The organism is Streptomyces sp. NPDC050085 (assembly GCF_044460595.1).
Taxonomy (GTDB): domain Bacteria; phylum Actinomycetota; class Actinomycetes; order Streptomycetales; family Streptomycetaceae; genus Streptomyces.
This window is the reverse complement of sequence record NZ_JBITJZ010000005.1, coordinates 516,160-538,439: the sequence shown is the minus strand read 5'-3', so window position 1 is coordinate 538,439 and position 22,280 is coordinate 516,160. Positions and strand designations below refer to the sequence as shown.

Here is a 22,280-nt window from a genome sequence, read left to right as displayed (position 1 = left end):
CGTCCCGGAGCGCCGCCGCTGTCATGGACAGCGGCAACAGTCCCGCGGCACCCGCCCCCACCGCATCGGCGAAATCACCGGTCACGCCGGCGAGTTGGAGAGGAAACCCACCCCCGCGGAGCTCACCGCACCGGGTGGCCCGCCTCCCGCAGCGCCCCCTTCACCTCACCGATCCGCAGATCGCCGAAGTGGAAGACGGAGGCCGCGAGCACCGCGTCCGCGCCCGCCGCGACCGCCGGGGCGAAGTGCTCGAGGCGGCCCGCGCCACCGGACGCGATCACCGGGACGGTCACGTGCTTGCGCACGGCCTCGATCATCTCGATGTCGTAGCCGTCCTTGGTGCCGTCCGCGTCCATCGAGTTGAGCAGGATCTCGCCCGCGCCCAACTCGGCGGCCCGGTGCGCCCATTCGACGGCGTCGATGCCGGCGGACCTGCGCCCGCCGTGCGTCGTCACCTCGAACGAGCCCGACTCCGTGCGCCGCGCGTCCACCGACAGCACGAGCACCTGCCGCCCGAAGCGCTCCGCGATCTCCCGGATCAGGTCGGGGCGGGCGATGGCGGCCGTGTTGACGCCGACCTTGTCCGCGCCGGCCCGCAGCAGCTTGTCGACGTCCTCGGCGGTCCGTACGCCGCCGCCGACCGTGAGCGGGATGAAGACCTGCTCGGCGGTGCGGCGCACCACGTCGTACGTGGTCTCGCGGTTGCCGCTGGACGCGGTGATGTCCAGGAACGTCAGCTCGTCGGCGCCCTCGGCGTCGTACACCTTGGCCATCTCGACGGGGTCGCCCGCGTCGCGCAGGTTCTGGAAGTTGACGCCCTTGACGACGCGGCCGCCCTCGACGTCGAGGCAGGGGATGACGCGGACGGCGAGGCTCACTGTGCCACCTCTCGAACCTCTCGGAAGGCCTCGACCTCGACCTCGACGACCAGCGACGGGTCGACGAAGCCGGAGACGATGAGCATGGACGCGGCGGGGCGGACGGTGTCGAAGAGCTCCTTGTGGGCCCGGCCGACCTCGTCCACGTCCCGCGCGTGCGTGAGGTACATGCGGGTGCGGACGACGTCCTCGCGGCCGAGGCCGAGCTGCCCGAGCGCGTCGATCGCCACGTTGAAGGCGTTCACCGCCTGCTCGTACGGGCCGCCCTCGGCGATCACCCCGTTGACGATGGACGTGCAGCCGGAGACCAGGACGAGCCCGTTCGGCAGCTCGACGGCGCGGGCGTAGCCGAAGGTCTCCTCGTAGGAGACGTCGGACTGCACCCGGCGTACCCCGCTCATACGGAGACCGCCTCCAGGGCCTCCTCCAGCGTGAACGCCTTGGCGTACAGCGCCTTGCCGACGATGGAGCCCTCGACGCCGAGCGGGACGAGCTCGGCGATGGCGCGCAGGTCGTCCAGGGAGGAGACGCCGCCGGACGCGACGACCGGGCGGTCCGTCGCCGCGCACACGTTCTTCAGGAGCTCCAGGTTCGGGCCCTGCAGCGTGCCGTCCTTGGCGATGTCGGTGACGACGTAGCGCGCGCAGCCCTCGGCGTTGAGGCGCTCCAGCGTCTCGTAGAGGTCGCCGCCGTCGCGGGTCCAGCCGCGGCCGCGCAGCGTCGTGCCGCGCACGTCGAGGCCGACCGCGATCTTGTCGCCGTGCTCGGCGATGACCTTGGCGACCCACTCGGGGGTCTCCAGGGCGGCGGTGCCGAGGTTGACGCGGGTGCAGCCGGTGGCGAGCGCGGCGGCGAGGGTGTCGTCGTCGCGGATGCCGCCGGACAGCTCGACCTTGATGTCCATGGCCTCGGTGACCTCGCGGATCAGCGCCCGGTTGTCGCCGGTGCCGAACGCGGCGTCCAGGTCGACCAGGTGCAGCCACTCGGCGCCGGAGGTCTGCCAGGCGAGGGCGGCCTGGAGCGGGGAGCCGTAGGAGGTCTCGCTGCCGGACTCGCCGTGCACGAGGCGGACGGCCTGGCCGTCGCGGACGTCGACGGCGGGAAGGAGTTCGAGCTTGTTCACAGAGGTGCTCACAGAGGTGTTCGCAGAGGTGCTCACAGCGTTCCGATCCAGTTCTTGAGCAGCTGGGCTCCGGCGTCGCCGGACTTCTCGGGGTGGAACTGCGTCGCCCACAGCGCGCCGTTCTCCACGGCGGCCACGAACGGCGTGCCGTGCGTGGACCAGGTGACCTTGGGGGCACGGATGTGCGGGTTGAGCGTTTCCAGCTCCCACTGCTGTACGGCGTAGGAGTGCACGAAGTAGTAGCGCTCGTCGGCGTCGAGCCCGGCGAACAGCTCCGAGTCGGCGGCAGCCTCCACCGTGTTCCAGCCCATGTGCGGGACGACGTCGGCCTTGAGCGGTTCGACGGTGCCGGGCCACTCGTCGAGGCCCTCCGTCTCGACGCCGTGCTCGATGCCCCGCGCGAACAGGATCTGCATGCCGACGCAGATGCCCATCACGGGGCGCCCGCCGGACAGCCGGCGGCCGACGATCCAGTCGCCGCGCGCCTCGGTGAGGCCCTTCATGCAGGCGGCGAAGGCGCCCACACCGGGGACGAGCAGCCCGTCCGCGTTCATGGCCTTGTCGAAGTCGCGGGTGATCTCGACGTCGGCGCCCGCGCGGGCGAGGGCGCGCTCGGCGGAGCGCACGTTCCCGAAGCCGTAGTCGAAGACGACAACTTTCTTGTCAGTCATGGCAGTGGGGATCAATTCCAGTAGTCGAGCCGCAGTACGCCCGCGAACAGGCACATGGCGGCGCCGATCGAGAGGAGCGTGATCAGGCTCTTGCCCATGCCCTGCTTGACGAACGAGTAGACGCCGCCGAGCAGGAACAGGCCGAGGACGATGAGGACGGTCGCGAGGCCGTTCATGACTAGAGGGCGCCCTTCGTGGAGGGGAGGATGCCGGCGGCGCGCGGGTCGCGCTCGGAGGCGTAGCGCAGGGCACGCGCGAGGGCCTTGAACTGGCATTCCACGATGTGGTGCGCGTTGCGCCCGTACGGCACGTGGACGTGCAGGGCGATCTGCGCCTGCGCGACGAACGACTCCAGGATGTGCCGGGTCATCGTCGTGTCGTACTCGCCGATCATCGGCGCCATGTTCTCGGGCTCGGTGTGCACGAGGTACGGGCGGCCTGAGAGGTCGACGGTGACCTGGGCGAGCGACTCGTCCAGCGGGACGGTGCAGTTGCCGAAGCGGTAGATGCCGACCTTGTCGCCGAGCGCCTGCTTGAAGGCGGCACCGAGCGCGAGGGCGGTGTCCTCGATGGTGTGGTGCGAGTCGATGTGCAGGTCGCCCTCGGTCTTGACCGTGAGGTCGAAGAGGCCGTGGCGGCCGAGCTGGTCGAGCATGTGGTCGTAGAAGCCGACACCGGTCGACACCTCGACCTTGCCGGTCCCGTCCAGATCGATCTCGACGAGGACCGAGGTCTCCTTCGTCGTACGTTCCACTCGTCCTACGCGGCTCATGCGCCAAGCTCCTGATTGTTCATGTGGGCCTTCTTCACTTCGCGGGCCGCGTCCAGGAACGCGTCGTTCTCTTCGGGGGTGCCGACGGACACCCGCAGTCGTCCCGGCACCCCGTTGTCACGGATGAGGACTCCGCGGTCGAGGACGAACTGCCAGACGGCGTGCGGGTCCTGGAAGACGCCGAACTGGATGAAGTTGGCGTCGGCGACGGTCACGTCGAAGCCGAGGCCCGTCAACTCGGCGACCAGGCGGTCGCGTTCGCTCTTCAGCTGCTCGACGTAGCCGAGCAGGGTGTCGGTGTACTCCAGGGCGGCGAGTGCCGTGGCCTGGTTGACGGCCGACAAGTGGTAGGGCAGGCGCACCAGTTGGACCGCGTCGACCACGGCCGGGTCGGCGGCCAGGTAGCCGAGGCGCAGGCCCGCGGCGCCGAACGCCTTGGACATGGTCCGCGAGATCACCAGGTTCGGGCGGCCGTCGAGGAGCGAGAGCAGCGAGTCGCCGTGGCTGAACTCGGTGTACGCCTCGTCGACGATCACCATCGCACCCCGGCCCGCGGCCTCGTACAGGGCGAGGACGTCCGCGGGCTCCACCGCGTTGCCCGTCGGGTTGTTGGGGCTGGTGATGAAGACGACGTGCGGCCTGTGCGTGCGGATCGCCTCGATCGCGGCGGGCACGTCGAGGGAGAAGTCGTCGCGGCGCGGGGCGCTGACCCAGCCGGTGTTCGTGCCGCGGGCGAGCAGCGGGTGCATCGAGTACGAGGGCTCGAAGCCGAGGGCGGTGCGCCCTGGGCCGCCGAACGCCTGGAGGAGCTGCTGGAGCACCTCGTTCGACCCGTTGGCCGCCCAGACCTGGTCGCGGGTGACCGCGTACCCGGTGGTGCGGGTGAGGTACTTGGCGAGTTCCGTACGCAGCTCGACCGCGTCCCGGTCCGGGTAGCGGTTCAGGTTCCTGGCCGCTTCGGCGACGCGCTCGGCGATCCGGGCGACGAGCGGCTCGGGCAGCGGGTACGGGTTCTCGTTCGTGTTCAGCCGGACGGGGACGTCCAACTGCGGTGCGCCGTAAGGGGACTTGCCGCGCAGTTCGTCGCGTACGGGAAGGTCGTCGATGCCGGTCACTGGGTCTTCGACTCCTTCGACTCCTTCGACTCCTTCGACTCCTTCGGGACCTTCCACTCGAAGCGGGCCTTGATCGCCGCGCCGTGGGCGGGCAGGTCCTCGGCGTCCGCGAGCGTGACCACGTGGTGGGCCACGTCGGCGAGGGCGTCCTTCGTGTAGTCGACGATGTGGATGCCGCGCAGGAAGGACTGGACGGACAGGCCGGAGGAGTGGCAGGCGCAACCGCCCGTCGGGAGCACGTGGTTGGAGCCCGCGGCGTAGTCGCCGAGCGAGACCGGGGCCCACGGGCCGACGAAGACCGCCCCCGCGTTCTTCACGCGTCCGGCGAGCGCGGCGGCGTCGGCCGTCTGGATCTCCAGGTGCTCGGCGCCGTACGCATCGACGACCTTCAGGCCGTCCTCGAGGGAGTCGACGAGGACGATCGCGGACTGCTTGCCCTTCAGGGCGGGCACGATCCGGTCCTCGATGTGCTTGGTGGCCGCGACCTGCGGCTCCAGCTCCTTCTCGACGGCTGCCGCGAGCTCCTCGCTGTCCGTGACGAGCACGGCGGCGGCCAGCGGGTCGTGCTCGGCCTGGCTGATCAGGTCGGAGGCGACGTGCACCGGGTCGGCCGTGGCGTCCGCGAGGACCGCGATCTCGGTCGGCCCGGCCTCGGCGTCGATGCCGATGAGGCCGGTGAAGTAGCGCTTGGCCGCGGCCACCCAGATGTTGCCGGGGCCGGTGACCATGTTCGCCGGGGCGCAGGACTCGGTGCCGTACGCGAACATCGCGACGGCGGTGGCACCGCCCGCGGCGTACACCTCGTCGACGCCGAGCAGCGCGCACGCGGCCAGGATCGTCGGGTGCGGAAGGCCGTCGAACTCGGCCTGCGCGGGCGAGGCGAGGGCGATCGACTCGACCCCGGCCTCCTGCGCGGGCACCACGTTCATGATCACGGACGAGGGGTAGACGGACCGGCCGCCCGGCGCGTAGAGCCCGACGCGCTCGACCGGTACCCACTTCTCGGTGACGGAGCCGCCGGGCACGACCTGCGTGGTGTGGCTGGTACGGCGCTGCTCGCGGTGGACGATGCGGGCCCGGCGGATGGACTCCTCCAGGGCCGCGCGCACGGCGGGATCGAGGTCGGCCAGGGCCTTGTCCAGCGCCTCGGCCGGCACCCGCACGGACGCGAGCCGCACCCCGTCGAACCTCTCCGCGTACTCGATCAGCGCCGCGTCGCCACGATGATGCACGTCCTCGCAGATCGGACGCACCTTCTCCAGGGCGGCCGTGACGTCGAAGTCGGCACGGGGCAGCAGCGAGCGCAGGGCCTGACCCTCGGGGAGGGCGGCGCCGCGCAGATCGATTCGAGAGATCACGCACCAATTCTCTCAGACGCGTCTTTGCCGCCGGTCGCCCGTATCAGTGACTGATACACGTCCGGTTTCAGCCGTTGTTCCCGCACCGGAGGACGACCTTCACCAGTAGCGTTCAGGCGGTCACCGAGCGGGCATGAACGGTTGTACGAAACTCGCGAGTAGCAGGGGCGTACGGGGAGGCAGGACAGTCGTGGTCGATGTGACGACGACCGGTGGCGGCGGCGTCGACGGGGATGTGCCGGACGGGCTGAGCGCCGCGGAAGTCGGGATGTGGCAGGCGTTCCGCAACGGCAGCGTCTACGACCTGCGCAGTGGTGACCGGGACGTGGACGATCCGCACGGCGGGCACGCGTGGGGTCCCGAGCGCAGCGTGCGGGCGCGGATCGTGGCCTGGCTGCTGCTCGACGGGCCGCCCGCGCTCTCCGGCCGGGTCTCCTCCCTCAAGCTCCAGGGCGTGCAGATCACCGACGTGCTGGACCTGGCGGGCGGCAGCGTCGTCCCGTACGTGGAGCTGAAGGGCTGCCGCTTCGAGAAGGAGGTGCTGCTGCCGGAGGCGCACTTCACGACGGTGCGGCTCGTCGACTGCTCGGTGCCGCGCCTGGAGGGCGCCCGGGTGCGCACCGAGGGCGACCTCCACCTCCCCCGCTGCCGCTTCCACAGCGGCATCCGGCTGACCGACGCCCACATCGGCACGGACCTGCTGCTCAACCAGGCCGTCGTGTTCCGCGACCGGCGCGGCAAGTCGATCATGGCGGACGGGTTGTCCGTCGGGCAGGACCTGCAGGCCGAGATGCTGGAGACACACGGCGAGGTCAGCCTGCGCGGTGCCACCGTCGGCGTCTCGCTCTCGCTGCGCGGCAGCAGGCTCAGCAACACCCAGGGGCGCCGCGCCCTGAACGCCCCGCAGATGACGGTCGAGCGCACCCTGTACCTGACCCCCGCGGGCCTCGGCAATCCGCTGCAGACCAGCGGCTCGACCCCGGCCCGCGGCACCCGCGTGCAGCGCTTCGAGTGCGTGGGCGGGGTCCGGCTCGACGACGGACGGTTCGGCGACGCGGTCGATCTGGACTCGGCCCGCTTCACCCTGGAGAACGACCAGGAGGTCTCGCTGCGCCGCATCCAGACCCCCGAGCTGCGCTTCCTCGGGGAGCAGCCGCAGCGCGGCAGGGTCGTGCTGTCCGGTGCGAAGGTCGTCAACCTGGTGGACAAGGCGGCGAGCTGGCCCGGGCCGCCCGGCGGACGGCTGCGGATGGGCGGGTTCGCGTACGAGAACCTGATCCCGTTCGGCCCGTTCCCGCTCACCCTGCGCCTGAACTGGGTGTCGTCGGCGACCCCCGAGTACAGCCCGGAGCCGTACGAACGCCTCGCCACGGTGCTGCGCAACAGCGGCGAGGACGCCGACGCCCGCGAGGTCCTGCTCGCCAAGCAGCGCCGCCGCCGCGAGACGCTGCCGCCCGCGGCGAAGGTGTGGGGCTACATCCAGGACTGGACGGTGGCCTACGGGTACCGTCCCGGCCGGGCCGCGGTGTGGATGGCGGTGCTCTGGGCGGTCGGGGCGTTCGCTTTCAGCCATGCCTCGCACCCCCCGATGAAGCCGGGCGAGGGCCCGCACTGGGACTCGGCCCTGTTCGCCCTCGACCTGCTGCTGCCGGTGATCGACCTCGGCCAGTCGGCCAGCTGGCAGCTGCGCGGCGGCTGGCAGTGGGCCGCGGCGGTCCTGGTGATACTGGGCTGGATCCTGGCGACGACGGTGGCGGCGGGCGCGACGCGGCTGCTTCGCAGAAGCTAGAACAGAGATTCCAGACCCGGCTCGCACAACCATCCACCTGCCTGAACCGTCATCCCACAGGCACATCCACCCTGGTACGTAGAGGAGGCCCCCGTGCCGTTCATACGTGCCTTCGTCCGCACAGCCCGCATGATCCGCCACACCGGCGGCCTCTCCGAGGGACTGTGCCCGGACCACGAGGTCCTGCTCGACGCCCCGGACGAACGCCTCGCGCCGGCCCTGGTCGCCGCGGGCGGCGGCGAGTACGGCCCGGCCGCCAAGGTCCTCGCCCACACCCGCGAGGCCGCCGAGTGGGAGAACCGCGACCGCTACGTCCTGCGCCTGGCCGCGTTCGCCGCCTCCCGAGCCGAGTGGTTCGACGCCTGGCAGTACGCGTCGCCGCACGACCCCGACCTGCTCCTGGTCAAGGCCCAGCTGGCCGTCGACCGCGCCTTCGCGTCCCCGGCCCGCGCCGAACTGCTCCGGGAGGTCACGCCGCTGCTGCTCGCCGCGGCGCAGGCGGACCCCCGCGACCCGGTCCCCTGGCGGGTCTCCCTCGACCACGCCCGCGGCACGAACGCCCCGCACACCGACTTCGAGGACCTGTGGGCGCAGGCGGTCCGCCGCTCCCCGCACCACTACGGCTGCCACGTCGCCGCGCTGCGGTACCTGTCGGCCGCCTGGTACGGCTCGCACACCGAGTGCTTCGACTTCGCCGAGCGGGCGGCCCAGGACGCGCTGCCCGGCTCGCTCCTGAAGGCGCTGCCGGCCCGCGCCGCGTTCGCGTACCTGACGACGGGCACCCCGCGCGGCATCCCGCGGGCCCGCCTGGACGCGGCCGCAGATCTCGCCGTGGAGCTCTCGGCCGCGTACGACCGGGGCGATCCCTGGCCTGCGGAGGTGCGCAATCTGCTGACCTGCGTCCTCGTCGAGCTGGAGCGCTGGCCGGACGCGCTCGCGCAGCTGCGGCTCATCGGCCCGTACGCGACGTCGTTCCCCTGGGACCGGCTCGCGGAGGATCCGCTGGGCCACTTTCTGGAGCTGCGCGACGGGGTGCGCCTCGAGGTCGCGGCGGCGCTGCCGCTGCGCGGCGGACCTGCCGGCTCCGGCGACCATTACGCTTGAGCGTCGTGACCACCGTCCGGCTTCCGCTCTTCCCGCTCAACTCGGTGCTGTTCCCGGGACTCGTCCTCCCGCTGAACATCTTCGAGGAGCGTTATCGCGCCCTGATGCGCGACCTGTTGAAGGCATCCCCCGATGCCCCGACCGGCCCCGACACCGACCCGTCCGTGTCCGAGGAGCCGCGCCAGTTCGTCGTCGTGGCGATCCGTGACGGGCACGAGGTCGCGCCCAGCGGCGCCGGGATGCCCGACGACGTCACGACGAAGGAGGCGGGCGCGGGCCCGGCGGCCGGTTTCGGCGACGACCTCCTCGCGTCCTTCCACGCCGTCGGCTGCATCGCGGACGCGGCGACGATCCGGGAGCGCGCCGACGGCAGCTTCGAGGTCCTGGCCACCGGCACCCGCCGGGTCAAGCTGCACTCGGTGGACGCTTCAGGCGCGTATCTGACGGCGGAGGTCGAGGAGCTGCCCGAGGAGGACGGCGACGAGGCGGGGGCCCTCGCCGAGGGCGTGCTGCGGGCGTTCCGCTCGTACCAGAAGCGCCTCGCGGGTGCCCGCGAGCGGTCCCTGACGACGGGCGCCGAGCTGCCCGACGAGCCGTCGGTGGTGTCGTACCTGGTGGCGGCGGCCGCCGTCCTCGACGTCCCCACCAAGCAGCGCCTGCTGCAGGCCCCGGACGCGGCGTCCCGGATGCGCGACGAGCTGAAGCTGCTGCGCGCCGAGACGGCGATCATCCGGCACCTGCCGTCGCTGCCCGCGACGGAACTGACGCGACAGGCGACCAGCCTCAACTGACCTTAAGGAACGGGCACGTTGGCGAAGAAGGCCAAGAAGCAGCAGCAGTCCGGGGGCACCCCCGCCACGGTGGCGCTGACCGCCGCGGGCACGGACTTCACGGTGCACGCGTACGACCACGATCCGTCCCACCCCTCGTACGGCGAGGAGGCCGCCGAGGCGATGGGCGTCTCCCCCGACCGCGTCTTCAAGACGCTCGTCGCGGACGTCGACGGGCACCTCACCGTGGCCGTCGTGCCGGTGGCGGGCCAGCTCGACCTGAAGGCGCTGGCCTCCGCGGTCGGCGGCAAGCGCGCGGCGATGGCCGACCCGGCGCTCGCCGAGCGCACCACCGGCTACGTACGGGGCGGCATCTCCCCGCTCGGCCAGCGCAAGAAGCTGCGTACGGTCATCGACGCGTCGGCCGACGAGCACGCCACGATCTGTGTCTCGGCGGGCCGGCGCGGGCTCGAAGTCGAGCTGGCGCCAAGGGACTTGGCGGCGCTCACCGACGCCGTGCTCGCTCCCGTCGGACGTGCGTGACCCCTCGCCACCCCTCGACGGGGCCCCGCCCTTCGACTAAGCACCAAGGACATGTCGAAGAAGACGCGCAAGCGCAAGTGGCGGATCAAGAAGGGCAAGTCGAATCACGGGCGCAGGCCCGCCTGACAGGCGATCACCGGGGTCCGCCGCACCCTTGACGCCGCTGACCCCGGAGGGAGACGTGGACGTGGCGTCGGTGCGCGCGCTCGCCGAGCACCTCATCGGCGCCGGGGTGCACGGCCTGTTCCTGCCGGGTTCCAGCGGGGAGGCCGCCTGTCTCACGGACGCGCAGCGGCGCTGAAGGCGGGCGCGGACGCGCTCGTGGCGACCGCGCCGTTCTACACGCGCGCACGCATCCGGCCGGGATCGCCGACCACTTCCGGCGGCTGCGGGCGGGCGCCGGCCTGCCCGTGTTCGCGTACGACATCCCGGTCGCGGTGCACAGCAAGCCGAGCCGCGACACGATCCCGACACTGGCCGCCGACGGCACGCTCGCGGACCTGAAGGACTCCAGCGGTGACGAGGGCTCCCTGCGCCGCCTGCTCGCCCCGCTGCGCGCCGCCGCACCCGCCTTCTCGGTCCTCGCGGGGTCCGGACTCACGGTGGACGGCGCCCTGTTGGCGGGTGTCGACGGCGTCGTCCCCGGCCTCTGCAACGTCGACACCCACGGATACGCACGTCTCTACGAGGCCGCGCGCGCCCGTGACTGGGACGCCGGGCGGCGCGAACAGGACCGCCTGGCCTCCCTGTTCGCCCTCGTCGAGGCCGGTGACCCGGCCCGGATGGGCGGCTCGTCCTCGGCACTCGGCGCGTTCAAGGCGGCCGTCCACCTCCAGGGCATCATCGCCTGCCCGGCCACGGCGGTCCCCCAAGTCCCCCTGGGCGAGGCCGAGTTCGCGCACGTGCGGCGCCGTCTCGCCGAGGCGGGGCTCTACCCCTCGGAGCCCGTGCTCCGTACGCCCGGCCCGTAGTACCCGGCGTACGGATCGGGGTCGCGCGGCCCGAACAGGCCGGTGAGCCCCAGGTGGACGACCATCGCGGCCAGGGGCCAGGCAAGCAGCGCGCCCTTGGCCTTCAGCTCGAGGGGCGCGTCGAACACGACGCCCTTGCCGACCTCCTTGGCGTGGGCGGCGACGTCCTTGGTCGGCCCGAGCCAGATCCCGAACCGCCAGGCGATCACGCCGCCGAGCAGCGCGCCCAGGGCGAGCGCGACCACCAGCGGGATCCCGCCGCGCTTGCGCCACAGGAACACGGCGGCCCCGGTGACGACGCCGAACGCGAGCCCGAGCAGGGTGAACGTTCCGTCGACCCCGATCGCCTGCTCCCCCTCGGTGTCCTTGAGGTAGACGGCCGTGCTGTCCGAGATCAGCGGGATCCGCGGTGCGAGCCACAGCCACAGGGCGCCGAGCAGCAGCCCGACGAGCGCGACGCCGACGAACGCGACGGCGGACTCGCGCAGCTCGGTGCCGAGCCCGGGCCCGTCCTCCTGCGGCGCGGGCGGCACGGGCGGCAGCTGCCCGGTCATCGGGTCGGGTGCCTGCCAGGGGTCCCCGTGCCCGTTGTCGTTCGGGGGTTGATGAGGCGGCGGCGTCAGCGGTGCGGTCACCCTGACATCGTGCCAGGCATACCTGTCGGGCGCGTCACCGGACGGCTGCCCGGCGGTACGCCCACGTCGCCACGGCCAGCGAGGCGACCCCGACTCCGGCGCAGACGCCCAGGTCGAGCAGGACCGCGGCCCAGTCCGGGTGGTCCCCGAAGGTCCGCGCGAACGCCTCGACGCCGTAGGTCGAGGGCAGCAGATCACGCGCGTACTGCACGAACCCGGGCATCCGCTCGGCGGGCAGCACACCGAGCAGCAGGGCCGCCGACATGCCCAACTGGCCGAGCAGCGTGGCCAGTTCGGGCCGGGGTGCGAGCAGCCCGAGCGCGGCGCCGAGCCCGGACAGGGCGGCTCCGGCCAGCGGGATCACGGCGCCGAGCACCCACAGGTGCGCGAGCGGCAGATCGAACATGGCGCAGCCGACGACCGCGGTGACCACGGTGCCGGGCACGGTGAAGGAGGCGTACGCCCCGGCCGCGCCGAGCACCACGGACGCGGGCGGCACCGGCAGGGTCGCGTAGTGGTCGAGCCCGCCGGCCGCGCGCAGCTGCCCGAAGTACTGGGCCAGGAGGTTGAGCGCGACGAACGCGACGACGAGCACGGCGGACCCGGCGACGACGGCCTGCGCCTCGCGGCCGCCCTGGTCGACGACGCCCCGCATCAGGATCATGATCCCGATGGACTGGAAGGTCGCCACGAAGAGCAGCGGGATGCGGGCCACGCGGGCCCGCGAGAGCTGGGCGCGGTAGACCGCGGCGAGCGAGGGCAGGAACCGGGCCCGGGGCGCGAGCCCGTCGTCCATCAAGGCCGCCTCCTCGACCAGTCCCCGCATGGGTTCCGCGGATACGACACTCATGCCTTCACCAGGCCCTTCACGCCGCTGCGGCTCCCGCCGAGCGCCAGATACACGTCTTCCAGGCTCGGCGTGGCGAGCGTGAAGTCGTCGAGGAAGTCGAAGGCGGGGCCGCCGGTAACGGCGGCGACGGCGGCCCGGGCCTGGTCGGGTGCGAGCCGCAGCGACCAGCGCCGTCCCGACTCGACGGCGTGCTCGCGCAGGCGTGCCACCTCGGCGAGCTCCATGGGCGCCTTCTCCCGCCACACGAGCTCGACCCGCACCTCACCGGCGATGCGCTCCTTGAGCCCGGCGGGGGTGTCGCAGGCGATGACCCGGCCCTCGTCGAGCACGGCGACCCGGTCGAGCACGGTCTCCGCCTCGATCACGTTGTGGGTGACGAGCAGGACGGTCGTGCCGCGCTCGGCCCTGCGCCGGTCCACGGCCGCCCACACGGCCCGCCGCGCGACCGGGTCCATCCCGGTGGTCGGCTCGTCGAGCACGAGCAGCGGCCGCTCCCCGATGAGCGCGGCGGCGAAGCAGGCCAGGCGCCGCTGTCCGCCGGACAGCTTCTTGAGCGGCCGCCCGGCAAGCTCGGTGAGCCCCAGCTCGTCCAGTACGTCGTCGCGTGCGGCCCGCGCGTCCTTCAGGCTGAGGCCGCGAAGGCGTCCGGTGGTCTCGGCGGCGAGGGACACGGTCAGCTCGTCGAGGGCGGTCGACTCCTGGCCGAGATAGGCGAGGATCCGCGAGGCCCGCTCCGGGTGGCGCACGATGTCGTGGCCGAGGATCTCCACGCTTCCGGCGTCGGGGCGCATCAGGCCGGTGAGCTGGCGCACGAGGGTGGACTTGCCGGCTCCGTTGGGCCCGAGCAGCCCGAAGATCTCCCCGCGCCGGATGTCGAGCCGGACGTCGTCGGTGGCCCGCACCTGCGGCGTCGCGGGCGTCCCGCGGTGCCCTCGCGCGGCGGGATAGGTCTTGCTGAGTCCTCGCACGGCGCAGACGACAGCGTCCCGTCCATGGATCGGGGCGGCCTCGCCGGTGCGCGTACTCACGAGGAACGAGGGTACGGGGTCCGGGCTCCGCGATGTCGCGCGGGGCCGGACAAATGCGGCGCGCGGTGCCGCTGTGCCGGGCGGTTCCGCAGGTCGGGACGGGCGTCCCGACAGACGGAAGCGGGCACGGAAATCTCAGTCCCCCGCGGTGGCGTGCTCCGCGGAGGTCGTCACGTCGATCTCCCGCCAGAACCCGGCCCTGATCGCGTACCGGTCGTGCTCGTCGATCTGGTCGTCCTTGTGGGCCAGCAGCCCGAACCGCGCCGCGTACCGCAGCAGCTCCCCGTCGATCCGGTGCGGCACCCGGGGGTAGAGCGTCGACAGCTTCTGCAGCTGCACCTGGTCGCCGAGCCGCCCCATCCAGCGCCGGGCGAAGACCTGCCCCACCTCGTACGGGTCGCCGCCGACCGCCGTGATGTCCTCCTCGCGGTCGGCCCAGCGCTGCTCGGCCGTGGTGAGCTGCGCCAGCGTCGGCAGGGACGCCGCCTCCGCGGGCTCGGCGGTGCCGCCGGGGCGCTCGACCCAGCCCTTGTCGGAGGACCAGCGCAGCGTCGCGTTCGCCGGGTGCGCTCCCGTCGGCACCTGCTGCGCGCCGGGCCCGCGCAGCGCGGCCAGGTCCTTCGGCGTGGGCACGCCCTTGGCCGCGGCGGCCCGGTCGTCGGCGTCGCTCTCGGAGCGTGCGGCCGGGGCGTGCTGCACGGGCGCTCCCGCCCCGTCCTGGTCGGCGGTGCGGCCCGCGGCGGCGAGCGCCGACTCGGGCAGCGGCGCGGACAGGATCGCGGCGATCTCGGGCCGGGGCGCGGGCGGCGGGGCACAGATCCCGCCGTACTCCTTGGCACGCACGGCCTTGGTGATCCAGGTCCGGTCGAGGACGCGCCGCTCGTCGGCCTCGGCGACCAGGTCCTCGGACTGGTTGTAGTCCCCGTCGGCGGCCTGGACGGCCCACAGGTGGACGGCGACGCCGTGCTCCTTGGCGGCCATCATGCCGGGCAGCAGATCGCCGTCTCCGGTCACCAGGACAACGTCCGAGCAGGCCCGGTTGCGCGCGAGCTCGGTCAGTTCGGCGTGCATCGCGGCGTCCACGCCCTTCTGTGCCCACCGCCCGTCGCTGCGGGTCAGGGCGCCGAGCCGGACGGTGACGCGGGGCATCACGCGCAGCCTGCGGTGCTCGGGCTGCGGGACGCGGTCGGGGGCGCCGTCGAACCAGTAGATGCGCAGCAGCTCGCGCTCGGTCTCGGACTCGGCGCGCTCCCGCAGTCCCTGGATGAGGGCGGTGTGGTCGACATGGATGCGGGAGCGGGAGGGTTCGCCCGCGAGCAGACTCGCGGCGGCCCCCAGCAGATACCCGGCATCCACCAGGACGATGCAACGGTCCACGCGATCCACCCTCTTTCGCCGACGACGGCCGTGCGTTCGCTTCGGGTTTCCTTCGAGTCTGCCCGACGGCGCGGGGGTTAACGGCCCGAACTCGATCTTCGGCGTGGCGGATGCGGTGAAGGCCGGACGAATGCGCGCCGACACCCCTTGTCACGCAGGGTAATTCTCTGAAATGCGACCTTTCGCGCCATATGTGAATCTGAACGCGGCCCTGGCCCCTAGATCCCCCTCAGGAGGCAGATCACCATGGCCAAGAACAAGAACCGCAAGCAGGGCGCCCAGCAGAACCGCGCCTCCGCCGCCGAGCAGGCGTCCGAGCAGGCCAAGTCGGCTGCTTCGGAAGCACAGTCGACGCTGGAGTCGCAGGCACAGGGCAGCCCGGCGGATGTTGCCCGTAAGCACCAGCGCCGCTTCGGCCACAACTGAGGCCTGATGTAAGGCACTTGGCACACAGCGAGGGGCTCACCCGGAATTCCGGGTGAGCCCCTCGCGCGTGTCGGCCGGTGTCGGTCAGCCCGCCAGGCAGGACGGGCCGAGCAGCACCTTCAAGTCACCGAAGAGCGCCGGGTCGGGCTTGACCCGGTGCCGGTCGAGCCGCAGCACCGTGGTCTTGCGCGGGCCCTGGAGCCTGATGCGCACCTCGCTGTCGCCGCGGTGGTGGCTGAGGATCTCGCCGAGACGGCTGACCATCGGCGGAGTCACCTTGAGGGCCGGGATGGTGAGGATCACGGGCGCGTTGGTGCCCGCGTTCGACAGGTCGGGGACCTGCATCTCCATGGCGACCAGACGCGGCACGTCCTCGCGCTTGTCGAGGCGGCCCTTCACGAACACCACGGCGTCCTCGACGAGTTGGGTCGACACCAGCTGGTACGTCGCCGGGAAGAACATGCACTCGATGGAGCCGGCGAGGTCCTCGACGGTGGCAATCGCCCACGCGTTGCCCTGCTTGGTCATCTTGCGCTGCAGGCCCGAAATGATGCCGCCGACGGTGACGACGGCGCCGTCCCCGAAGTCGCCGCCCGTCAACTGCCCGATGCCCGCGTCGGCCTTGTCGCTGAGCACGTGCTCCAGGCCGAACAGCGGGTGGTCGGAGACGTACAGGCCGAGCATCTCCCGCTCCTGGGCGAGGAGGTACGTCTTGTCCCACTCGTCGGTGGAGAACTCGACGTCGAGCCCGAAGCCCGGCTCGTCACCGCCCTCGTCGCCGCCGCCGAAGAGGTCGAACTGCCCTTCCGCTTCCTTCCTCTTGACCGCGACGACGTTGTCGATCATCGGCTCGTACTGCGCGGTGAGGCCCTTGCGGGTGTGCCCCATCTCGTCGAACGCGCCTGCCTTGATGAGGGATTCGGTCGTCCGCTTGTTGCACGCGGCGGCCTCGACCTTGTCGAGGTAGTCGGGGAACGAGACGTACTTCCCCCTGGCCTTGCGCGAGCGGATGATCGCGTCCACCACGTTCGTACCGACGTTGCGGACGGCCTCCAGGCCGAAGAGGATCACGTCGTCGCCCTGGGCGGCGAAGTTGTGCACCGACTCGTTGACGTTCGGCGGGAGCACCTTGATCTTCATGCGCCGGCACTCGTTGAGGTAGACGGCCGACTTGTCCTTGTCGTCCTTCACGGAGGTGAGCAGCGCCGCCATGTACTCGGCCGGGTAGTTGGCCTTCAGGTAGGCGGTCCAGTAGGTGACCAGTCCGTACGCGGAGGAGTGCGCCTTGTTGAACGCGTAGCCGGCGAACGGCACCAGGACGTCCCACAGGGCCTGGATCGCCGCGTCGCTGAACCCGTTCTTCCGGGCGCCCTCCTGGAAGATGGTGAAGTTCTTCGCCAGTTCCTCGGGCTTCTTCTTGCCCATCACGCGGCGCAGGATGTCGGCCTCGCCGAGCGAGTAACCGGCGACGATCTGCGCGGCCTTCTGCACCTGCTCCTGGTACACGATGAGGCCGTAGGTGAGACCCAGCGTCTCCTTCAGGGGCTCTTCGAGCTCCGGGTGGATCGGCGTGATCTCCTGCCGGCCGTTCTTGCGCTCGGCGTAGTTCGTGTGCGAGTTCATGCCCATCGGGCCCGGCCGGTACAGGGCCGAGACGGCGGAAATGTCCTCGAAGTTGTCGGGCTGCATCTGGCGCAGCAGCGAACGCATCGGGCCGCCGTCGAACTGGAACACGCCCAACGTGTCGCCACGGCACAGGAGTTCATACGTCTTGGGGTCGTCCAGCGGGACGGACAGGAGCTCCAGCTTGACGCCCTTGTTGGACTCCACCATCTTCACGGCGTCGTCCATGATCGTCAGGTTCCTGAGGCCCAGGAAGTCCATCTTGATCAGGCCGAGCGACTCGCACTGCGGGTAGTCCCACTGCGTGATGGTCACGCCGTCGGTGTGCCGCGTCCACAGCGGGGCGTGCTCGACGATCGGCTCGCTGGACATGATGACGCCGGCGGCGTGCACGCCCATCTGCCGGACCAGGCCCTCGACGCCCTTGGCGGTGTCGATGACCTTCTTGACGTCCGGCTCGTTCTCGTACATCCCCCGGATCTCGCCGGCCTCGCTGTAGCGCGGGTGCGAGGGATTGGTGATGCCGTCGAGGTCGATGCCCTTGCCGAGGACGTCGGCGGGCATGGCCTTGGTGAGGCGGTCGCCCATCGCGTACGGGTAGCCGAGCACGCGCGCGGAGTCCTTGATCGCGTTCTTGGCCTTGATCTTTCCGTACGTGCCGATCATGGCGACCTTGTCGGCGCCGTACTTCTCGGTCACGTACCTGATCACTTCGACGCGCCTGCGCTCGTCGAAGTCGATGTCGACGTCGGGCATGGAGACGCGCTCGGGGTTGAGGAACCGCTCGAAGATCAGCCCGTGCTCGATCGGGTCGAGGTCGGTGATGCCCATGGCGTACGCGACGATCGAACCGGCCGCGGAACCACGGCCCGGGCCCACCGCGATGCCGTTGTTCTTCGCCCACATGATGAAGTCGGCGACGACGAGGAAGTACCCCGGGAACCCCATCTGGATGATGATGTCCATCTCGTACTCCGCCTGCTTCTGGCGGTCCTCGGGCACCCCGTTCGGGAAGCGGCGGAGCATGCCGCGGCGCACTTCCTCCTTGAACCACGTGGTGTTCGTGTAGCCCTCTTCGGGGATGTCGAACTTCGGCATGAGGTTCTTGGCCTCGAACATGCCGGTCGTGTCGATCTGCTGCGCCACCAGGAGGGTGTTGCGGCAGCCCTCCTGCCAGGCGTCCGAGGAGTCGACGGCGTACATCTCGTCCGTGGACTTCAGGTAGTAGCCCGTCCCGTCGAACCGGAAGCGGTCCGGGTCGGAGAGGTTCTTGCCGGTCTGGATGCAGAGCAGGGCGTCGTGCGCGGTCGCCTCGTGGGCGTACGTGTAGTGCGAGTCGTTCGTCACCAGCGGCGGGATGCCGAGCTTCTTGCCGATCTCGAGCAGGCCGTCGCGGACCCGGCGCTCGATCTCGATGCCGTGGTCCATCAGCTCCAGGAAGTACCGGTCCTTGCCGAAGATGTCCTGGTACTCGGAGGCGGCCTTGAGCGCTTCGTCGAACTGGCCGAGCCGCAGGCGGGTCTGGAGCTCACCGGAAGGACAGCCGGTGGAGGCGATGAGTCCCTCGCTCCACTGGGAGATCGTCTCCTTGTCCATGCGCGGCCACTTCTGCAGCCAGCCCTCGGCGTACGCGTCCGAGGACAGCTTGAAGAGGTTGTGCAGGCCCGTCTTGTTCGCCGCCCAGATCGTCTTGTGCGTGTAACCACCCGAACCGGACACGTCGTCGCGCTTCTGGTGCGGCTGGCCCCACTGGATCTTCCGCTTGTTGCGCCGCGACTCGGGGGCGACGTACGCCTCGATGCCGATGATGGGCGTGACGCCCGCCTTCTGCGCCGTGTGGAAGAAGTCGTACGCCCCGTGCAGGTTGCCGTGGTCGGACATCGCGATGTGGGTCATGCCCATCTCGTTGCACGCGTTGAACATGTCCTTCAGCCGCGCGGCACCGTCCAGCAGCGAGTACTGGGTGTGGACGTGCAGGTGCGTGAAGGGCGGCTTTGACACGGTGAGGGCCTCCATTGGCAAACGCGCGGCGACAGGTCGGGGACAGCTTGGAAGTCTACGACCGACCGCTGACAACCCGCGGGCACTCCGCTGTACGGTCGAGCGTTGGACAGGTCAGAACATCTGTCCTTCATGTCACACAAGCCCACGCACCACCCGCACCAGGAGGCACCCAGCGATGTCGGTCCCGCAGCCCACCGCTGAGCAGCGCGGCGAGGAGATCCTCGCCGTCTTCGACACCGCGTTCGGCGAGCTCCTTGCCGCGGACCCCGCCGCGTTCCGGGTCAAGTTCCGCAAGATGGCGGCCTCGGCGTTCGCGTTCTACCGGGGCACGGCCTGCCTCTTCTACAGCGACGTGGAGCGCGAGCAGCACGGCGGCCCGTACCTGGACGACCGCACCAGCCGGGTCTGGATCCACGGCGACCTGCACGCGGAGAACTTCGGCACGTACATGGACGCGACGGGCCGGCTGATCTTCAATGTGAACGACTTCGACGAGGCGTACGTCGGCCCGTTCACCTGGGACCTCAAGCGCTTCGCCGCCTCCGTGGCCCTCATCGGGTACGCGAAGGCGCTGAGCGACGACCAGATCACCGACCTGGTGCGCACGTACGCGGAGGCCTACCGCGAGCGCATCCACGCGCTCTCCACCGGCGCCAAGAGCGACGAGGTGCCGCCCTTCACGCTGGACACGGCCGAGGGCCCGCTCCTGGACGCGCTGCGCGACGCCCGCTCCCTGACCCGCTTCTCGCTGCTCGACTCCATGACGGAGATCCGCGACTTCGAGCGCCGCTTCGCGGCGGGCGGCGGCTCCATCGAGCTGGACGCGGCGACGCGCTACAAGGTGCTGGCGGCGTTCGACGGCTACCTGGAGACGCTGCCCGAGTCGTCCCTCACGCGCCCCGACTCGTACCGCGTGAAGGACGTGGTCGGGCGCCGCGGCATCGGCATCGGTTCGGCGGGCCTGCCGTCGTACAACATCCTTCTGGAGGGCAACAGCGACGCCCTCGAGAACGACGTGGTGATCTACATGAAGCAGGCCCAGACCCCCGCGGTCTCCCGGCACATCACGGACGCGGCGATCCAGGACTACTTCCAGCACGAGGGGCAGCGCACGGTCATCTCGCAGCGCGCCCTGCAGGCGCACGCGGACCCGTGGCTGGGCTGGACCGAGCTGGACGGCTCCGGGCAGCTGGTCGCCGAGGTGTCGCCGTACGCGGTGGACCTGGACTGGGGCGACATCGACGACCTGGAGGAGATCGCGGCGGTCGTCGCCGACCTCGGCCGGGCCACGGCGACCATGCACGCGGCCGCGGACGACCAGTCCGGCGAGTCGCTGGTGCCGTTCTCCACGGAGCGCGCCATCGACGCGGCGATCGCCGCCGACGAGGACGGTTTCGCGGGGGTCCTGATCGACTTCGCGCACGAGTACGGGGCACGCGCGCGTGCGGACCACCAGATCTTCGTGGACCTGTTCCGCAACGGCCGGATTCCGGGCCTGGCTGCATAGTCCCGGGGGACGACCCACGGACCCCCGGCCGGACACCCTCTTCGCAACGGGACGGCCGTCCCGCACTCCGATTCCGTAACGCACAGGCACCCTTTAGGCACCGCTTACAGGGAGCCGTGGGACACTCCTCCGCGATGGACGACATATCCGGGGCCATGTCCGGGGCCCAGCTCAGAGCCGTGCGCGCGGCACTCTTCACGGCACTCGTCGTGACGCTGTCCGCCGCGTCGCACGTCCTGCTGTCCCGGGTCCCGCTGCCGCTGACGACGGTCGCCGCGACCGCCGCGGCCGTCTTCGTGATCGCGTACGCGCTGGCGGGCCGCGAGCGCGGCTTCGGCCGGATCGCGGCGCTGCTCGTCCCGCTGGAGCTGGCGGCCGACACGGTCTTCACCACCGGCCAGCACATCTGTTACGGCGACGCGGGCGGCCCGGTCGCCGGGCCCCTGCGCGCGTTCGGCTTCGACATGCTGTGCGCGGGCAACGTGGGCACGCCGCTCGCCCGCATCGCGAGCGGCACCGACAGGACCGCCGCGCTGTTCGCCCACACCGATCCCGCGGCTCCCTGGCTGCTGCTCGGCGCGCACGTCACGATCGGCCTCCTGGCCGCACTCTGGCTGCGCCGCGGCGAGCAGGCACTGGCCCAACTGCTGCGCGCGGTGGCCGCGTGCACGTTCCGGCCGCTGCTGATCGCCGTTGCCGCGGTCGCGGTCCGCCTGGAGCCGGCCCTCGCCCGGCCGCTCCCCGCCGCCCGCGTGCGGGCGGCCCGCACCCGGCTCTGGGTGCACTCCGTGGGGCGGCGCGGACCGCCGTGCCTGGCTGCCTGAGCCAGCGACACGACAGTCCCCCGATCTTTTCTCACACAGCTACGGAGCACGAACATCATGAGCAAGCGCAACAGCCAGCAGGCGAAGACCGCGGCCCGCGAGCGGCTGCGCATCGAGCGCGAGCGCCAGGCCAAGAAGGACAAGGCGAAGCGGACGGCGATCGTCGCCGGTTCCATCGTCGGCGTCCTCGCGATAGCCGGCGTCGCCAGCTACCTCATCGTGCAGAACAACAAGCCCTCGTACTGGGAAGCCGCCAAGGACGACGCCCTGGTCGCGCCGAAGAACACCACCGGCAAGAACAACACGACGGTGACCCTCGGCAAGGACTCCGCCAAGAAGACGATCATCGCGTACGAGGACTCGCGCTGCCCCGTCTGCGCCGCCTTCGAGCAGACGGTCGGCTCGACGGTGAAGAAGGACCTCGACGACGGCAAGTACAAGATCCAGTACGTCGGTGCCACCTTCCTCGACAACAACCTCCAGGGCGAGGGCTCCAAGAACGCGCTGAGCGCGCTCGGCTCCGCCCTGAACGTCTCCAAGGACGCGTTCTGGGACTTCAAGGAGGCGATGTACTCCACGAAGTGGCACCCGGAGGAGACCGACGACAAGTTCAAGGACGACGCGTACCTCATCAAGATCGCGAACACCGTCCCCGCGCTGAAGAACAACGCCGGCTTCCAGAAGGACGTCAAGGACGGCACCTTCGACAAGTGGGCGCTGGAGATGTCGAAGAACTTCGACGACAACAAGTACGACGTCCAGGGCACCCCGTCCTTCGTCATGGACGGCAAGAAGCTCACCGGCTCCGACGGCAAGAACGCCCCGAGCACGGTCGCCGACTGGAACACGGCGGTGGACAAGGCCCTCAAGGGCTGACGTCCCACGGCGAGTTGAAGAGCGGGCGAACCTTTC

Annotated in this window: 21 protein-coding genes and 1 pseudogene; 9 read left to right on the top strand and 13 right to left on the bottom strand. The window is 71.0% G+C overall.

From position 1 onward, the window contains the following. Nucleotides 1–122: 122 nt before the first annotated feature. Genes hisF through hisD form a run of 8 tightly spaced genes read right to left on the bottom strand, consistent with a single transcriptional unit; the run spans nt 123 to nt 5,917 of the window. Entirely contained in the window at nt 123–878 is a 756-nt protein-coding gene (hisF, locus tag ACIBUY_RS22085) for an imidazole glycerol phosphate synthase subunit HisF (RefSeq protein ID WP_365564310.1), read from the bottom strand. Continuing rightward, nucleotides 875–1,279: a Rid family hydrolase gene (locus ACIBUY_RS22080; RefSeq protein ID WP_399153399.1), complete on the bottom strand. Its 405-nt coding sequence runs from the start codon at nt 1,277–1,279 to the stop codon at nt 875–877. Before ACIBUY_RS22080 ends, hisF begins: the two co-directional genes overlap by 4 nt. Next, nucleotides 1,276–2,001, bottom strand: a complete 726-nt coding sequence (gene priA, locus ACIBUY_RS22075; protein WP_399153494.1) for a bifunctional 1-(5-phosphoribosyl)-5-((5-phosphoribosylamino)methylideneamino)imidazole-4-carboxamide isomerase/phosphoribosylanthranilate isomerase PriA — start codon at nt 1,999–2,001, stop codon at nt 1,276–1,278. The genes ACIBUY_RS22080 and priA overlap by 4 nt, the downstream gene beginning before the upstream one ends. 32 nt (nt 2,002–2,033) lie before the next feature. Further along, a complete protein-coding gene (gene hisH, locus ACIBUY_RS22070; RefSeq protein ID WP_365564316.1) occupies nt 2,034–2,672 on the bottom strand; it encodes an imidazole glycerol phosphate synthase subunit HisH in 639 nt (212 codons plus the stop codon). A gap of 11 nt (nt 2,673–2,683) precedes the next feature. Then, nucleotides 2,684–2,848 (bottom strand): hypothetical protein, encoded by a 165-nt coding sequence (locus ACIBUY_RS22065; RefSeq protein ID WP_365564319.1) that lies wholly within the window; start codon nt 2,846–2,848, stop codon nt 2,684–2,686. Between the two features lie 2 nt (nt 2,849–2,850). Beyond that, nucleotides 2,851–3,444 carry an imidazoleglycerol-phosphate dehydratase HisB gene (gene hisB, locus ACIBUY_RS22060; protein WP_365564322.1) on the bottom strand — a complete coding sequence of 198 codons (594 nt, stop codon included), beginning with the start codon at nt 3,442–3,444 and terminating at the stop codon, nt 2,851–2,853. After that, on the bottom strand, nt 3,441–4,559 hold the full coding sequence (locus ACIBUY_RS22055; protein WP_399153398.1) for a histidinol-phosphate transaminase: 1,119 nt from the start codon (nt 4,557–4,559) through the stop codon (nt 3,441–3,443). Before ACIBUY_RS22055 ends, hisB begins: the two co-directional genes overlap by 4 nt. Continuing rightward, nucleotides 4,556–5,917 (bottom strand): histidinol dehydrogenase, encoded by a 1,362-nt coding sequence (gene hisD / locus ACIBUY_RS22050; RefSeq protein ID WP_399153397.1) that lies wholly within the window; start codon nt 5,915–5,917, stop codon nt 4,556–4,558. The genes ACIBUY_RS22055 and hisD overlap by 4 nt, the downstream gene beginning before the upstream one ends. Nucleotides 5,918–6,185: 268 nt before the next feature. On the opposite strand from hisD, the gene ACIBUY_RS22045 reads away from it, so the two are divergent. The 5 genes and pseudogenes from ACIBUY_RS22045 to ACIBUY_RS22025 all read left to right on the top strand — a co-directional run bounded on the left by ACIBUY_RS22045 (nt 6,186) and on the right by ACIBUY_RS22025 (nt 11,094). After that, nucleotides 6,186–7,706 carry an oxidoreductase gene (locus ACIBUY_RS22045; RefSeq protein ID WP_365564609.1) on the top strand — a complete coding sequence of 507 codons (1,521 nt, stop codon included), beginning with the start codon at nt 6,186–6,188 and terminating at the stop codon, nt 7,704–7,706. Between the two features lie 93 nt (nt 7,707–7,799). Then, nucleotides 7,800–8,810: a hypothetical protein gene (locus ACIBUY_RS22040; protein ID WP_399153396.1), complete on the top strand. Its 1,011-nt coding sequence runs from the start codon at nt 7,800–7,802 to the stop codon at nt 8,808–8,810. A gap of 5 nt (nt 8,811–8,815) precedes the next feature. Continuing rightward, nucleotides 8,816–9,601, top strand: a complete 786-nt coding sequence (locus ACIBUY_RS22035; protein WP_365564329.1) for an LON peptidase substrate-binding domain-containing protein — start codon at nt 8,816–8,818, stop codon at nt 9,599–9,601. Between the two features lie 18 nt (nt 9,602–9,619). Further along, nucleotides 9,620–10,123, top strand: coding sequence for a Cys-tRNA(Pro) deacylase (gene ybaK / locus ACIBUY_RS22030; protein ID WP_365564331.1), 504 nt, complete (start codon nt 9,620–9,622; stop codon nt 10,121–10,123). Between the two features lie 103 nt (nt 10,124–10,226). Further along, nucleotides 10,227–11,094, top strand: a pseudogene (locus ACIBUY_RS22025) (dihydrodipicolinate synthase family protein). On the opposite strand, the gene ACIBUY_RS22020 reads toward ACIBUY_RS22025, so the two are convergent. The 4 genes from ACIBUY_RS22020 to ACIBUY_RS22005 form a co-directional block, all read right to left on the bottom strand. Further along, a complete protein-coding gene (locus ACIBUY_RS22020) occupies nt 11,055–11,729 on the bottom strand; it encodes a DUF2567 domain-containing protein (protein ID WP_365564333.1) in 675 nt (224 codons plus the stop codon). The pseudogene ACIBUY_RS22025 and the gene ACIBUY_RS22020 sit on opposite strands and share 40 nt — an antisense overlap. Nucleotides 11,730–11,763: 34 nt before the next feature. Continuing rightward, the gene (locus ACIBUY_RS22015) at nt 11,764–12,579 is read right to left on the bottom strand and encodes an ABC transporter permease (RefSeq protein WP_399153395.1); all 816 of its coding nucleotides are present in this window, start codon (nt 12,577–12,579) and stop codon (nt 11,764–11,766) included. Further along, nucleotides 12,576–13,607: an ABC transporter ATP-binding protein gene (locus ACIBUY_RS22010; protein ID WP_365564336.1), complete on the bottom strand. Its 1,032-nt coding sequence runs from the start codon at nt 13,605–13,607 to the stop codon at nt 12,576–12,578. The genes ACIBUY_RS22015 and ACIBUY_RS22010 overlap by 4 nt, the downstream gene beginning before the upstream one ends. A gap of 135 nt (nt 13,608–13,742) precedes the next feature. Then, nucleotides 13,743–14,984, bottom strand: coding sequence for an NYN domain-containing protein (locus tag ACIBUY_RS22005; RefSeq protein ID WP_399153394.1), 1,242 nt, complete (start codon nt 14,982–14,984; stop codon nt 13,743–13,745). A gap of 246 nt (nt 14,985–15,230) precedes the next feature. Here ACIBUY_RS22005 and ACIBUY_RS22000 point away from each other — a divergent pair, with 246 nt between their 5' ends. Further along, nucleotides 15,231–15,410, top strand: coding sequence for a hypothetical protein (locus ACIBUY_RS22000; RefSeq protein ID WP_365564341.1), 180 nt, complete (start codon nt 15,231–15,233; stop codon nt 15,408–15,410). An 84-nt stretch (nt 15,411–15,494) separates the two neighbouring features. On the opposite strand, the gene dnaE is transcribed toward ACIBUY_RS22000, so the two are convergent. Continuing rightward, nucleotides 15,495–19,034 carry a DNA polymerase III subunit alpha gene (dnaE, locus tag ACIBUY_RS21995; RefSeq protein ID WP_365564343.1) on the bottom strand — a complete coding sequence of 1,180 codons (3,540 nt, stop codon included), beginning with the start codon at nt 19,032–19,034 and terminating at the stop codon, nt 15,495–15,497. A gap of 178 nt (nt 19,035–19,212) precedes the next feature. Here dnaE and ACIBUY_RS21990 point away from each other — a divergent pair, with 178 nt between their 5' ends. From ACIBUY_RS21990 to ACIBUY_RS21980, 3 genes are all read left to right on the top strand, one after another. Next, a complete protein-coding gene (locus tag ACIBUY_RS21990) occupies nt 19,213–20,544 on the top strand; it encodes a DUF2252 domain-containing protein (RefSeq protein ID WP_399153393.1) in 1,332 nt (443 codons plus the stop codon). A gap of 134 nt (nt 20,545–20,678) precedes the next feature. After that, nucleotides 20,679–21,368: a hypothetical protein gene (locus ACIBUY_RS21985; protein WP_365564347.1), complete on the top strand. Its 690-nt coding sequence runs from the start codon at nt 20,679–20,681 to the stop codon at nt 21,366–21,368. Between the two features lie 57 nt (nt 21,369–21,425). Beyond that, complete coding sequence (locus ACIBUY_RS21980; protein WP_365564349.1) at nt 21,426–22,244, top strand: thioredoxin domain-containing protein; 819 nt, start codon at nt 21,426–21,428, stop codon at nt 22,242–22,244. Nucleotides 22,245–22,280: the final 36 nt, after the last annotated feature.

Bases quoted from the DNA above. Each gene is read 5' to 3' on its own strand.
- ACIBUY_RS21980 (WP_365564349.1), top strand. From the start codon at position 21,426: ATGAGCAAGCGCAACAGCCAGCAGGCGAAGACCGCGGCCCGCGAGCGG.
- ACIBUY_RS21985 (WP_365564347.1), top strand. From the start codon at position 20,679: ATGGACGACATATCCGGGGCCATGTCCGGGGCCCAGCTCAGAGCCGTG.
- hisB (WP_365564322.1), bottom strand. From the start codon at position 3,444: ATGAGCCGCGTAGGACGAGTGGAACGTACGACGAAGGAGACCTCGGTC.
- ACIBUY_RS22065 (WP_365564319.1), bottom strand. From the start codon at position 2,848: ATGAACGGCCTCGCGACCGTCCTCATCGTCCTCGGCCTGTTCCTGCTC.
- ACIBUY_RS22015 (WP_399153395.1), bottom strand. From the start codon at position 12,579: ATGAGTGTCGTATCCGCGGAACCCATGCGGGGACTGGTCGAGGAGGCG.
- ACIBUY_RS22045 (WP_365564609.1), top strand. From the start codon at position 6,186: ATGTGGCAGGCGTTCCGCAACGGCAGCGTCTACGACCTGCGCAGTGGT.
- ACIBUY_RS21990 (WP_399153393.1), top strand. From the start codon at position 19,213: ATGTCGGTCCCGCAGCCCACCGCTGAGCAGCGCGGCGAGGAGATCCTC.
- hisH (WP_365564316.1), bottom strand. From the start codon at position 2,672: ATGACTGACAAGAAAGTTGTCGTCTTCGACTACGGCTTCGGGAACGTG.
- ACIBUY_RS22000 (WP_365564341.1), top strand. From the start codon at position 15,231: ATGGCCAAGAACAAGAACCGCAAGCAGGGCGCCCAGCAGAACCGCGCC.
- ACIBUY_RS22080 (WP_399153399.1), bottom strand. From the start codon at position 1,279: ATGAGCGGGGTACGCCGGGTGCAGTCCGACGTCTCCTACGAGGAGACC.